14 protein-coding genes and 1 other annotated feature are annotated in these 14,019 nt (G+C 37.2%); of the genes, 12 read left to right on the forward strand and 2 right to left on the reverse strand.

The window, feature by feature from the left end; translation table 11 throughout:
* The first annotated feature begins 7 nt into the window (after positions 1-7).
* Positions 8-667 (forward strand): phosphate signaling complex protein PhoU, encoded by a 660-nt coding sequence (gene phoU, locus C9J36_RS06105; RefSeq protein WP_066164495.1) that lies wholly within the window; start codon positions 8-10, stop codon positions 665-667.
* A 142-nt stretch (positions 668-809) separates the two neighbouring features.
* Here the strand turns inward: phoU and C9J36_RS06110 are convergent, their stop codons facing one another.
* On the reverse strand, positions 810-2,357 hold the full coding sequence (locus C9J36_RS06110) for an amidohydrolase (protein WP_107942527.1): 1,548 nt from the start codon (positions 2,355-2,357) through the stop codon (positions 810-812).
* Positions 2,358-2,517: 160 nt separating this feature from the next.
* Here C9J36_RS06110 and C9J36_RS06115 point away from each other — a divergent pair, with 160 nt between their 5' ends.
* The 4 genes from C9J36_RS06115 (at position 2,518) to C9J36_RS06130 (ending at position 5,868) form a co-directional block, all read left to right on the forward strand.
* Positions 2,518-3,060, forward strand: a complete 543-nt coding sequence (locus tag C9J36_RS06115; protein ID WP_066163803.1) for a biotin transporter BioY — start codon at positions 2,518-2,520, stop codon at positions 3,058-3,060.
* Between the two features lie 39 nt (positions 3,061-3,099).
* Positions 3,100-3,302, forward strand: a binding site (T-box leader).
* Positions 3,303-3,353: 51 nt separating this feature from the next.
* Positions 3,354-4,718: an anthranilate synthase component I gene (trpE, locus tag C9J36_RS06120; RefSeq protein WP_107942528.1), complete on the forward strand. Its 1,365-nt coding sequence runs from the start codon at positions 3,354-3,356 to the stop codon at positions 4,716-4,718.
* Entirely contained in the window at positions 4,715-5,290 is a 576-nt protein-coding gene (locus C9J36_RS06125) for an anthranilate synthase component II (RefSeq protein WP_107942529.1), read from the forward strand. The genes trpE and C9J36_RS06125 overlap by 4 nt, the downstream gene beginning before the upstream one ends.
* 152 nt (positions 5,291-5,442) lie before the next feature.
* On the forward strand, positions 5,443-5,868 hold the full coding sequence (locus tag C9J36_RS06130; protein WP_066163795.1) for a universal stress protein: 426 nt from the start codon (positions 5,443-5,445) through the stop codon (positions 5,866-5,868).
* 304 nt (positions 5,869-6,172) lie between these two features.
* On the opposite strand, the gene C9J36_RS06135 is transcribed toward C9J36_RS06130, so the two are convergent.
* Complete coding sequence (locus C9J36_RS06135) at positions 6,173-7,036, reverse strand: helix-turn-helix domain-containing protein (protein ID WP_066163792.1); 864 nt, start codon at positions 7,034-7,036, stop codon at positions 6,173-6,175.
* Between the two features lie 184 nt (positions 7,037-7,220).
* On the opposite strand from C9J36_RS06135, the gene C9J36_RS06140 reads away from it, so the two are divergent.
* From C9J36_RS06140 to C9J36_RS06170, 7 genes are all read left to right on the forward strand, one after another.
* Positions 7,221-8,048, forward strand: a complete 828-nt coding sequence (locus C9J36_RS06140) for a serine/threonine-protein kinase (protein ID WP_235616017.1) — start codon at positions 7,221-7,223, stop codon at positions 8,046-8,048.
* A 434-nt stretch (positions 8,049-8,482) separates the two neighbouring features.
* Positions 8,483-10,654 carry a transcriptional regulator gene (locus tag C9J36_RS06145; protein ID WP_066164491.1) on the forward strand — a complete coding sequence of 724 codons (2,172 nt, stop codon included), beginning with the start codon at positions 8,483-8,485 and terminating at the stop codon, positions 10,652-10,654.
* A gap of 249 nt (positions 10,655-10,903) precedes the next feature.
* Entirely contained in the window at positions 10,904-11,329 is a 426-nt protein-coding gene (locus tag C9J36_RS06150; protein WP_066163783.1) for a membrane-associated protease 1, read from the forward strand.
* Between the two features lie 277 nt (positions 11,330-11,606).
* Entirely contained in the window at positions 11,607-12,029 is a 423-nt protein-coding gene (locus C9J36_RS06155; protein WP_107942531.1) for a J domain-containing protein, read from the forward strand.
* A gap of 15 nt (positions 12,030-12,044) precedes the next feature.
* Positions 12,045-12,623: an FHA domain-containing protein gene (locus tag C9J36_RS06160; RefSeq protein WP_107942532.1), complete on the forward strand. Its 579-nt coding sequence runs from the start codon at positions 12,045-12,047 to the stop codon at positions 12,621-12,623.
* 21 nt (positions 12,624-12,644) lie between these two features.
* The gene (locus tag C9J36_RS06165; protein WP_066163770.1) at positions 12,645-13,169 is read left to right on the forward strand and encodes an FHA domain-containing protein; all 525 of its coding nucleotides are present in this window, start codon (positions 12,645-12,647) and stop codon (positions 13,167-13,169) included.
* 6 nt (positions 13,170-13,175) lie between these two features.
* Positions 13,176-14,015 (forward strand): PP2C family protein-serine/threonine phosphatase, encoded by an 840-nt coding sequence (locus tag C9J36_RS06170; RefSeq protein WP_066163767.1) that lies wholly within the window; start codon positions 13,176-13,178, stop codon positions 14,013-14,015.
* Positions 14,016-14,019 lie beyond the last annotated feature (4 nt).

Below are 14,019 nucleotides of genomic sequence, written 5' to 3' on the forward strand. Positions count from 1 at the left end.
TAGTATGATGGCGGTACGTGAACGATTTGAGCACGATATGAAAACGGTGCAAGAGGATTTATTAGATTTATGTAATAAAAGCATTGAAGCTTTAGAAATTTCATTCAAAGCATTTGTTAATAAAGATATTGATAGGGCATTATCAGTGATTGATAATGACATTCATATTAATCGTTTAGAGGAAATGATTAATGACCGTGTTATTTTATTAATTGCGAAGCAACAGCCTGTGGCAACAGATTTACGTCGCTTAATGACGATTGTTAAGGCGGCAAGCGATATGGAGCGTGTAGGCGACTACGCAGTGAATATTGCGAAGGATACAATTCGCATCGGCAAGGATGAATTCATTACAAATATCGAGATATTAGAAGAAATGTCTAAGAAAACAGTTTCGATGCTACGCCAAATTGTCGATGCATTCATTCATGAAAATACATCACAGGCAAAAGAAATAGCGGAGCTTGACGATAAAATTGACGGCTTGTACGGTCAAGCTATTACCGGCTTTATGCAGCTATCTAGCAAGCATCCTGATAACATTTCACAATTTATGTATTTATCCTTTGTTAGTCGCTATTTAGAGCGCTCAGCAGACCATGCAACAAACGTCGCAGAGCATTTATTCTATTTAGTAAAAGGTCAGCACTACGAATTAAATAACTAGAAAAGGGCGTCCAAAAAACCGCGCAGTTGCCGGTATTTTGGACGCTTTTTGTATGACTAAAGCGGATTCGCTCGTTAAATCTTTAAATTCGCTCGTAAAGTCGCGGGATTCGCTCACAAAACATAGAAATTCGCTCATAAAATCAACCATAAACAATTTGCCCGTGAACGACCGTTTTGACTACTTGTAACTGAGGAATTTGCTCGACATCTACTTTAAAAATATCTTCATTTAATATCGTAAAATCTGCTTCAAAGCCTGCCGCGACTTGTCCGCGGCTATGCGCTTTATCAATAACTTTGGCTGGTGCAGTCGTGTAAAGTGCAACAGCCTCATAGCGAGAAATGCACTCAGCAGCATTTAAAACTTGTGCATCACCCATTTTTTTACGTGCTATTGCAGCATAAATACCGTATAGCGGATTCGGGTGCTCGATTGGGGCATCAGAGCCTCCCGCACATACGATGCCTCGCTTTAATAATGATTGTATAGGATGTGCATAATGTAGGCGCTCCGTCCCTAATCTTGCCTGTAAAATATTCATATCTGACTGAATAAATTGCGGCTGCACATCAACGATAATCGGCAGTTTTGCAAGCCTTTCAAGCAGCTCATCATTAATTAAGCTACAATGAATAATGCGATCCTTTTGGCCTGCTAAAGGTGGATATTGCTCAAGCAATCCGACAATTGCTGAAATGGCGGCATCACCAATTACATGAACCGCAATCGTTGCGTTTGCAGCACGCGCTTTACGAACGAGCTGTGCTAAATCTTCATTAGAATGAATAAATAAACCACTATTCATAGGGTCATCGGCATACGGAGATGAAAGTGCCGCTGTCCTTCCTCCAAATGCACCATCAATAAAGATTTTCATCGCACCAAGCTCCAGCCAAGTGGAAGGTGTAAAATCAATTTGCTGTAAATCATCCCATGCATCATGATGCTGTAATAAATGTGCCTTGAAGTTTTTATTTTTAATAATATATTCATAGCTTTGTAAAGGTATGGAAGGATGTCCATAATAGCTTAAGTCCTCGGAGTGCCCACCTACAATACCTAATGAATGCAATGAGGCAATTGATTTTTTCAAAGCATCATCAACATAGCCTTGCGTAGTTGTTGGTATGCGATGGACGACTAAATATAAAGCACTATCCTTCAAAATCCCTGTTAAATGCCCATTCCTTTTATCAATTAAACCACCAGTAGGATTTGCCGTAGTTTCATCAATATTGACATAGGCAAGTACTAGATGATTCACCATAATTAAATGATGACAACTACGCTTAATGACAACATGGCAGTTCAAGGCATCTAATTCCTCAATCGTAGGAAATGTTAATTGCTCACTAGCGCCTTCATTATAGCCAATTGCAACAAGCCAATCCTCTTCCTTCAATAGTGCAGCTCGTTGCTGCAAAGCCATCATCAGCTCATCTTTAGATGATATATTGCTAGCATCTAAATTTTTCAGCTTTTCTCCATAGCCAATAATATGTAAATGACTGTCGACAAAGCCCGGATATAACACATTTCCTTTTAGGTCAATTAAATGCTGTGCCTTTCCTTGCAAATCAGCAAATGCCCCAGCTTCTAAAATGATACCATCATGTTCTAAAACGGCTTCTACAGTATGCCCTTCCTGCTGCATCGTATAAATTGTCCCACCATACCATAAATTCATATTCATCCTCCATTTTTTGAGTGCCAGGCACACAAACAATTCTGACAATTTAGGCCTGCACGTATTCTAAAAAAATAATAACAAAAATGATTGAATATGCATATCGTTTTATGTTAACTTATATTTATATTAGGTTTACTAAAGCTTGGGGGAAATAGTGATGAATGTTAAAAATTATGTATTAGCAGCATTTGGTGCGGCGATTATTGCGGTGTTAGCACAAGTAACAATTCCGTTGCCGCTTGTACCAATTACAGGACAAACATTAGCAGTAGGACTTGTAGCTACAATTTTAGGTCCGCGGCTTGGCACATTAGCAGTGGCTGTTTATTTATTATTGGGTGCGGCAGGATTACCTGTTTTTGCAATGTTTACAGGGGGGCTTGCTAAGTTAGTTGGGCCAACAGGTGGTTATTTGGTAGGGTTTTTGCCAGCCGCGTATTTAATGGGGCTGTACCTAGAAAAAACTTCTTATACGTATGTACAAGCAGCGGTGGCGAATGTTATTGGCATGTTTGTTACTTTACTATTTGGAACAATCTGGCTGAAGATTGCCAATGACTTGTCATGGACAGGTGCTATGATGGGAGGAACAATACCATTTATCATTCCAGGCTTATTAAAAGCTGGAGTTGCTACATGGCTCGGTATTTTCGTGCGCAATCGTTTGAAGCAAGCAAAATTAATCGCTGCAACAAGTTAAAAATGTTTGAATTATGAAAAAAATCACGTTACAATTACGTATAAAGCGATAATGAAAAAATAGTAGCTTATGTTCGTCTTAGAAGAGAGCTAGCGGTTGGTGAGAGCTAGTAGACAGCATAGGTGAATGGATTTTCTAGCTACAAGGAGGAAATGCCTTGTCGTAGTTGCTGACGTTACAAGCAATCGAGTGGGCTAAGCAATTAGCCAATGAAGGTGGTACCACGGCTCTCCGTCCTTTACAGTACGGAGGGCCTTTTTGTGTACAAATGAGCAGAGATAGGGGAGCAGAGCATGACAGAGATGAAGTACGTAATGAAAACATTGCAGGGGGATACTTACACCCCCATCGGCATTTATTCATGCCTACAAGGGCAAAATAAAATGCTATTTGAATCGAATGCTAAATATGCTGAAAGTGGTCGTTATTCATTTATTACGGTCAATCCAGTAGGAGAGCTAATAGGCGATGAGAAAACCTCGACTTTTAATGGAGCAACGAAAAGCATTTCAGTAACCGAGCGTTTAAAAGACGTGCTACCAATTGTCGCAGGGCACTATCCATTTGCTTTTTTTGGTGGAGCGATTGGTTATTTTAGCTATGAAACAGCCTTCCATTTTGAAGCAATTGGGCAAATCGTGAACGATGTCTACAATATGCCGGATGTTCATCTTTATTTTTACGATACATTTATCGTAATCGACCATATTGAGCAAAAGCTATCGTTAGTTGCGGTTGATTTATTTGGAGGCCGCACAGAGCAGCAAATGCAGCAAGCAATTCAGCAGCTTGAGCAGCAAATCGGGCAGCAAATAACGCAAACAATAAATACAGCTGTAGACATTCATTTTTCAGCGACAATGACTGAAGAACAGTTTACAACAATGGTCGAAACTGCGCAGCAACATATTCAGCGTGGGGATATTTTCCAAGTCGTACTATCGCAAACATTTGAAGCGAGCTTTCAGGGAGATGCATTTGCACTGTATCGCAAGCTGCGTGCAACAAATCCCTCGCCTTATATGTTTTACATGAATTTTGATGATGTCATTGTGCTTGGTACTTCGCCAGAAAGCTTAGTAAAGGTACAGGGCGGTGTTGTCACAACAAATCCGATAGCTGGTACGAAGCCACGTGGTGTAACACAGAAGGAAGATGAGCAGCTCGCACAAACATTGTTGAATGATGAAAAAGAGTTAGCCGAACATCGCATGCTCGTTGATTTAGGGCGCAATGATATTGGGCGTGTATGCGAGGTGGGCTCCGTACAAGTGAAGCGCTATATGCATATTGAGAAATATAAATATGTGATGCATATTGTGTCAGAGGTGGCTGGTCAGCTAAAAGAAGGGGCACATGTAGTCGATGTACTCGCTTCAAGCTTACCAGCTGGTACGGTATCGGGCGCACCGAAAATACGAGCAATGCAAATTATTCACGCACTTGAGCAAAAAAAGCGCGGCATCTATGCGGGGGCTGTTGGCTATATTTCTGCTTCTGGCAATATGGATTTAACATTAGCCATCCGTACAATGCTTGTAAAGGATGGAAAAGCTTATGTACAGGCAGGGGCGGGAATTGTTTATGATTCTGTTCCAAGCTTGGAATATGAGGAAACGTTAAATAAAGCGCGCGCATTATTGGAGGTGCGAAAATGATTTTATTAATCGATAACTACGACTCATTTACTTATAACTTATACCATCAAATTGCTGCGTTTGAACAAGAAGTGCGTGTAGTGCGTAATGATAAAATAACGCTTGAAGAAATCCATGCAATGCAACCAAAGGCAATCGTTGTTTCACCTGGGCCAGGTGTGCCAAGTGAGGCGGGGAATGTTATAGATATTATTTTAGAGTTTCACGGGCAGGTACCGATACTAGGAATTTGCTTAGGTCACCAAGCAATAGGTGAGGCATTCGGTGCAAAAATTGTACGTGCAAAAAACATTATTCATGGTAAAATGAGCCCTTTGACACATCAACAGCAAGGCTTATTACAAGGCATAGCACCAAATGAGGAAGTAATGCGTTATCACTCATTAGTCATTGAACAAAATACACTACCAAGCGATTTTATTGTGACAGCTCGTGCGGCAGATGATGGAGAAATTATGGCTATTCAGCATAAAAATTATCCGTTATATGGTCTACAGTTTCATCCAGAGTCTATCGGCACAAAAACTGGGAATCGAATGATTGAGGCATTTTTGAATGTAGTAAAAGAATAATGAACTGTTCGCGGGCATAGGAATCTCCTTATTAAAGCCCGCGAGAAGCTTATATTTGCTTATAAAACTGGTGCAGCAAATACTATTTGTCAGAAGGCGACATCCCCTCTACGTTTTTTTGCTATAATAAAAATAAAAAGGAGGACTATAAAATGACTAATTCCTATAAACAAATTGCAGTTGGTGTTGATTTTTCTGAGCAATCTTTACAAGCACTCCAACGTGCGATAGAAATAGCAAAGCAAAATGAGGCTATTTTACATATTGTAAGCGTAGTCGACACATATTCTTTCGGCTCAGTACAGGCATACGATATAACATACGCACAGCAAGTAAAAGAGGACCGCGAAAAGCAAATAGAGCAACTAAAAAATGAGGCAATAGCAGCAGGCGTGGCGGCTGTTCAGACAACTGTTGAACTCGGCTCACCAAAGGTAATTTTAACGAATTTAAAAGATATCGACCTCGTTATTATTAGTGCAACCGGCTTAAATCGCTTTGAAAAAATGATTATCGGCTCGAATGCAGAACGTATTGTACGAAATGCTAAGTGTGATGTGATGGTAGTGAGAGGATAGTTTAAGTATAGATTATCTAATATAAAATGAGTGTCTACTAAAAGGACACTCATTTTTTTGTTAAGGCCGATCAGGGATATTTATCGAAGGAGATTCTTCAGAACAATTACTTATCCATAGTTTATTTATTGTTAAACTTGCAGCTTCATATTGCGGAGTAAAAGTAAATACTACTAGTAATGCTAAACATAAAGATAGTAAATTTATTAAATTATTTTTCATAAATAACACCCTTTATTAGAAAATTAAGTAACAACCTTTTATAATTTACCATTTAATATAAAAGATATCAATCAAATAATTACTAATTAAGGTAATTTATTTTCAAATCCTCTATGATTTTCAAGTAATCATATTTGTTTTGTAAAGAATAGATTGTTTTTGCCTGTTCTAAATAAATAGCTGCATTTGTTTTGTCCTGCATAGAGATAAGACAATGAGCTGTTTGGAAAAGTAAATCCCCTAATAAATACAGTGTTTCATGCTCAATGCATAATTGGATACCTTGTTTTGACAAGAACAATGCTTCTGTAAATTTCTTGGAGTGTTGGAAGGTACGAGAAGCGCCAAAAAAAACTCGAATTTTCACTAAATAAGATATTGTTGCATGTTCTTCAATTAAAGGGAGGCATTTTTCATAATAAGCTAATGATTTTTCATAATGCTTTGCCCCGAAATAAACAACTGCAATACTATTCATAATTGCTATTTCTTGTTCAATATTGGGTTTGTCATTTGCATGTAAGGCCTCCTCGAGTGTTTGGATTGCTGTATCAAGCTGTTGGTGTAAGAACCATTGGCAAATGCCTTTATGCCATAATAAAAATTGTCTGTGCTCTGGTGCTAGCAAAGCCTCTTGTACAAGCTCATTTTGCACAATAAAATACGCAGACTCATAATCATGCTGATGAATTAGCTTACGAATAATATTTTGTGCATCTGATGAATTAAACGAGGCGTTATCAGTGCTAGCCATATCAAAAAAATAATTCATATCAACGCCCAGCCTCTGTGCAATTGCGTATAGTGTAAGACTTGAAGGAATCATTTCTCCTTTCTCAAAATTACTTACCATCGCCTGTGTACAAATGCCATCTGCCAACTCTTTCTGTGTAAGGCCTCTCTTTTTTCGTAATTCCTTTATTTTTTGTGAAATCATATGATTCATAATGGATTTTCCCCTATCCTAAGTATACATATGAATTATTATAACTTATGATAAATGTATTAGGGGATTAATATGCTTATTAATAGATGAATAATAGAAGCGATTTTTGTTTTTCTACAATAAAAATGTATAAATATGAGAGGTGTTATAAAACTATATGACTAATTTGGAGGTTTTCTCTTTTTTGAAAGAATTTTATGTCATCAAAAATTTAGTGAAAATAGGTAATTTGTCTATTGTCTATCTGGCAGAGGATATGAGGACGAATCAAGTACATATTATAAAAGAATTTTATCCACGTGAAATTGCAATTCGGGATATGGACAATCAAACAGTATTAAGTCGTCTTCCATCCAACAAAACAAAATTTAATCAGTTAAAGGAACTGTTTATACAAGAAGCAATCATTTTACAAAAATTAAATTGCCCATATGCTGTAAAATATATTGAGCATTTTGAGGAGAACGGAACAGTTTATATTGTAATGCAGCATTTTGAAGGTATACCATTGAATCAATATAATAATACGAATGATACATACACAACTATATTTTTGTCTTTAATTGAGGCGTTAAATGCGATGCATCAAAAGGGAATAATCCATCGAGATATTAAACCTAGTAATATTTTAATTGCTAGTGATGGTACACCATGTTTAATCGATTTTGGCTCAGCAATGGATTATCGTGTAGCTAAAAATGTACCGATTTTTACTAGTAGACATTATTCTCCTTTAGAGCTTTATTCCAGTAAATCGAAACAAAGTATTCGTGCAGATATATATAGTCTTAGTGCAACACTGTATTATGTCCTCGCCAAAAAGCCTCCTATTGATATATCAGAGCGTCTACTAGAGGACAAGCTAGTAGACATTAAAAAATATAATCCAAATCTCAATTATTTTTTAAGAAAAACAATTATGTGGGCGCTTGCTATAGAGCAGAAAAAGCGATGTTTTTCGTTAAAGTTTATAAAACTTGCCTTACTATATGAACATTTAATAAAAAAATAGCGATGAAAGGGGCATACAGAAATCATCTATTTGTGCGAAGCTGTTTTAGGGCAATTTTGTATTTTAATAGCTTATAAGCCATCTTATTTAAAGAAAAGTTGACTAGAAAAAATCTGGTCAGCTTTTTTTATTGAGTGGGAAATATAGAAATTAAAATATTTATAAACGTATTTCGTTAATCTAAATTTACGCATTATTAAATATATAATTTACGTTATTTTATAAAATTATTTATTTAAAAATAAATATTAAGTATAAAAGTTATATTATTTATGTACTAATAGACTTTTGGTTATATTATTTTGGTATATACATTTTATTAAAATATAGATATAAATATATTGTGATTAAATATATTTGTAGTCCAACGATTAGTTGAGCTGCCAATTTATACATAAAAGGAGGGAAGGCTGTGATTGAAGCAGCCGAATCTAATGGAGATTATTAATCAGACAAATCGCACAATGCTTTTTGAAGAAATTAATCCAGAAAAGCTCGATTTGCTTACATTAGTTGGAGATGTAAAAGGAATTGACAGCTTGAGTGACGAGAAAATTAAAGAAATTAATGAAAAGCTACTTGTAAAAAGCTTCGATGAATTTTTAGATAAATTTTCGCCTACTGTTTATTCCTTCTATAATGCGGCTAATCAAAAGGTAATGTACACGTTGAAAAAGCCAGAAGGAATTCAGGATGATTGTATTTCTGAAATAGCTATTGACCAAAACAATGACTTTTTAAAAATGCTATTCACGTTAATTGATACGAAGCGTAGCCAAGGGATTACAAATGTTGATTTCAAATTCGAAAACTTACTAGATATGATTTCGCCGAAAAAGGTGATGGATGATATTCGGCAAGTTCGTAAGGAAATTCATTATCTTTACGATGAGTACGACAAGCTAGATGAAGGTGACCCGAAAAAATTAGATACAGGCGATAAGCTAAATATTTTATTTGAGGTTGCAAGCAAAAATTATAACAATGTTATGGCGATGCTGCCGTTAGCTATTGAGGATATTAAAACGAGATTATTGCTTGGCAATAGTCAAGAGGATGGCGAGACGGAAAAGCTACAAATCGGAACATTAACAATCGGTGAGGCGGGAGAGCTAAAAATTATTGAGGCCCCTCAAACAACGGGCACAGATGTCATGTTACTTGAAGAAAATAGTCAGTATGGGTTGAGTACGGTATTTGAAGAAGATTATCAAGCAATTACGGATTCGCCTTCTGCCTATGTCAAGGATTTGGTTGTTCGCACATTTGCACCACTGCCAGCAATTAAAACCGATTTCAATATTGAAACAGAGGTGCAAAATTACAACACTTACCTAGAATTTTATAAAGATGCGAAGGATGAGTTTGTAAAAACGGTGAAGCCTTTAGTTGAAAAGCTGCTAGGAGTCAAAATGTACTTTGACCAATACACAACGAAAAATAGGGGGATGCAGCCATCCTTACTTATTACAAACACGAAGCTAGATATGCTTGTGAAAAGCAATAATATTCCTCGACTTAGTGCTTATTTGAATACAGTGAATGGCAAAAACGATTTTACAGATACCATTTGGTATGGAATCGTGCCGGGTATTGAGCTTGAGGAAACAGGTAGGACGAAAGTAAGCCGAGCGCGCTTTAAAGGAAATGAAAAAACTGCAAAGCAAGAGGGCAATACGATGGAATCACTTTCTATGCTACTTGATACAGTGAAGGAGCATAAAGTGCAAGTTTTCTTCAACTTTATGGCGGAGGTTGAAACGACATTTAATGGAATTGCGACGACTGGTATTGACCGTTTAATTGATAAATGTGCGGTGTTAACAAGAAAAGATTATAGCGAATTTGCTATTCCATGTTTACCAAACTTTACAATTATTCCTAAAGACAAATCAGGTGTCATTATTGATACACGGATGCATGCGACAGAAAACGGTGCACAGCTATCCAAGGAAAAAGAAGATATTTTAAAACTTTGGATTGAAGGCGTCTATGTAGGTGCTAGCTATGTTGCAGCAGGTATTGTATCAGCTTATCAATGTCCAGAGTATTTAAAGGAAGCGTCCTTCAGGCAAGTACAAAGAAATTATCCGGGTGTCCGATTTGACATTGAAGCTGGTGACCATGCTTTAAGAGCAGTAACAACGATGGCGAAAGAGATTTCAGGATTTACTAACAATATTAAGGACGCGATTAATAGTAGAAGCTTTGGCTTTGTATTCTCCTCGGAAAATGCACAGCTTCAAGATAAGGATATTAAGCGAATCACGGTATACAAGGCAAGAAGCTTAGCGATGGATGATAATGGATTTGACTCCATTTATAAAACACAGGTGAGCACATATATTGAGCGTATTTTACGTTTTCAATCCGGGGATTTCAAACATGATAATATCGTCAAATTTTTCAGTAATAACCCAAATAGCCAAAAGAGCAAATGGCTTAATGATAAAGGCTATGTAAACTCTATTATTCAAGAGGGAGATGATATTGGCTATGTCATTGATGAAAAAACAAGTCTATGTCAAATCGACCTTGTGTTTAATGGCAATGTGAAAAATCTTGAAGTGACGATTACAAAGGGAACAAGTGCTGTCAAAGCATAATTAAATGAAATGGGATGTTGAAGATTTATTTTGATTCAGCAAGTATTTTTGTATCGAAAGCAAAACGTAAGATACAGAAAGCTCCTATCTTCACAGGTGGCGAGATGAATGCTTAGCAGGTTTTTATTCAAAATGAATCTTTTAACATAAATTATGAGCAGTTTTCTCTCTGAAATGGCACTATTACATAATTTTGGTGTCAGATGATGAGGAAATTGTTCACAAAAACATAATTAGGAGGAATGAAGAATGGGTTTTGTATTAAAGATTGAAGGGTCAGAGGCAATTGAATTGGGCTTAGACAGCATTATGACGGTGGAGTATGAAACAGATACACCAAATGATTCAAATGCACGCTCTACAGATGTAGGCTCAACTTTAAAAGTGAAGGGGAAAATTTTAACTGCTACAGATGGTGATAATGCAGATGACACGATGAAGCTAGCGCTTTGGTCATTAGTACCAGCTGAAAAAGCAGATTGTTACCGCAAAGTAACATTAGAAGTTATTTCTGCTGATCAAGTAGTGCGAAAAATTCATTTCCCGAACGCGTTTGTAGTTGATTATCAAGAGCGCTTTGGTGATACAGAAGGTGTTGGTGAGTTTTTCTTATTCATCAAGCAGAAAAAAGACAAAACAGACTTAGCGAAAATTGAAGGAGGCTACGCTGTATAACATACAGCAGTAGTTCTGGACTAGCGTTAGTTGAGGCGTAATTGATAGCTGTTTACCAACAAGGATAGCATGTTAGAAATTTTTCTAGCATGCTAGCTTTTTCATATGTACATAAAGTGAAATTTCAATCAGTGTGGTTTTTGGCGCACAGGACGCAGATTGTTCGCTTTCAACAGGGCTTTAATGAGCAGTTAAACTACAATTTATGCGGTTTTAAGGTAGGAATTATACTGTCCATTAATGTTAGCGTAATAGGTAGATTTATAAGGAGGAGCAGATGACTACACATTATGAAACACTAGGCTTGGAGCACAATGCAACGGCAGAGCAAATAAAACTTGCCTATCGCCAACTATCTAAAAAGCACCACCCAGATAGAAATGGAGGCAGCAAAGAATCAGAAAAGCTATTTTTGGAAGTACAAGAAGCTTATAAAGTTTTGAAAGACCCTGCATTGAAGGAAGCATATGATGCTAAGTTAGCCAAGGGGGGGCAAAGCTTTTCACAGCAGCAGGCATCAGCAAAGGACAGGACTAAAGCTGAGTGGCAGCAAGCGGATTTCAATATGGAAAATATTCAAAAAAACTTTGAGCAATTTTTTGGCTTCAACCCTCAAACGAAGGAGGTTTCCTCAAGTCTAGAAAACAAAAAAAATCCGCTTGATACAACAGAGCTGTTTGAACGGTTTTTCCGAAAATAAAAAAGGAGCATTGCAATGGAGAAATGGACGAGTTTAACAAATACATATAAAAAGCGTCAGCAAGCCTATGTCATGATAAAAGTGATTGATATTTTATTGCTCGTTGTTAGTGCGTTTCTACTATTATATATATTCATTTTAAATAGAGATACTTTATTGCAAATGATTTTAATCATATTCATTATAGCTAGTGCTGCTATTTTTCTTATTTATCACTATGTAACTACTAAAAAACAAGCACTCGCTCAAACAACTGCTATAGAAAAGCTAGTGCTACTAAATGAGCAAGGGCAGGAAGTGCAGGAATGGTCATTAACAGATGAAACTTCCTTGTTAATTGGAAAAAAGACGGTAGATTACCAGCCAGAAATTGATTTGAGCCATGCGGAGTATGCAGCATTAATTAATACAGAGCATGCCTTATTAAATTGTGTGGATGGTATTTGGTATGTTGAGGATATTGATTCAGTGAATGGCGTTGGAATACGCAAGCCCTATCGCCATCTAACACAAAAGCTAAAGCAAGAAAACCCTTGTGCTATTGGCTATGGGGACATACTTTATATTGCCAATACAAAAATAATTGCAAAATAATCGCGAGTAGGAGATGTACAAATGAGTTTAATTAGATGCACAAACGGCCATATGTTTAGTTCAAGAAGACATAAAAATGTTTGCCCCTATTGCCACGTATTAGTGGAGCAGGAGCCGCGCGCGGTAACGTCAGTATCACCAACAGAGGTAGATGATAAAACAATGCCCTATCTTGGAGAAATGGACGGAATTGACCCTGTAACAGGCTGGTTAGTTTGTATTGAAGGACCACAAATGGGAAGGGATTATCGCATACTGTCTGAGAAAAACTTTATCGGGCGAGATGAGGATATGCATATTCGAATTATTGGGGACAATACGATTGCTAAGCGCAATCATGCAGTCATTGTTTATGACCCCAAAAAACGTAATTTCTTTCTCCTACCAGGCGATGCCTCGGGCTTAGCTTACTTGAATAATGAGGCAGTATATACACCGACAGAATTAACTGCATACGATGTCATTCAATTAGGAGTGAGCATGTTCCTATTCCTGCCACTTTGTGGTGTGCACTTTGAATGGGAAAATAATCAAAGCGAAGGATGATTGGAAATGGCTACAGCATTACATCCATATATAATAACGCTACTCTTTTTAACCGTGCTACTCATTCTTGTAGCAGTAAGAAGACAGCTTGTATATAAAATTGCTGATAAACGGATTGAGCTTGGTAACGGACAAACGATAGGAAGGCGCGAAGAGCAAGATGATTATTTTGCTACAGTTGAAACGGCTTACGGAACAGTTGCGGTGCTGGCTGATGGAATCAGCGGCTTAGCGAATGGGCGGATAGCGAGCACAATAGCAGTCTCGACCTTCATAGAGGAATTGAAAAAGTTAACAAATGTACAACAAATCAGTGACTATTTCAAAGCAGCGGCAACGAAAAGCAATCAGATGATTGTTGAAAATTTACAGGGCTCTAATGGTGGGACAACGCTTGTCGCAGCATTTATTGATGAGCAGGGCTTGCTACATTGGGGCGCCGTTGGGGATAGTATCGTTACGATTTTTCGAAACGGGGAATTTATAGAAGTGAACGAAAAACATATTTTTGAATCTATCTTAACAGAGCGCTATTTGAACGGTGAAATTTCTCAATTAGAAATACAGGAAAATCCGTTTAAAAAGAGGCTAGTCAACTATTTGGGCTATGAAGGTTTTAAAAAAATTGATATTGGTCAGACGCCTATTCCGCTACGTAAGGGAGACAAAGTATGCCTATTGAGTGATGGCGTATACGGCACGCTGACGGAAGTTGAGCTAGAAAAGCTTCTTTCGGAAAATATTCCACCTCATTATATCGCACAAAATATAATCAATGCGGTTGATAATAAGCGCTTAAAAAATCAGGATAATGCAACAATTATTATTTTAGAGAAAACGTGGTAAGAAA

Origin of the sequence: Metasolibacillus fluoroglycofenilyticus, assembly GCF_003049645.1 — a bacterium.
Lineage (GTDB): Bacteria > Bacillota > Bacilli > Bacillales_A > Planococcaceae > Metasolibacillus > Metasolibacillus fluoroglycofenilyticus.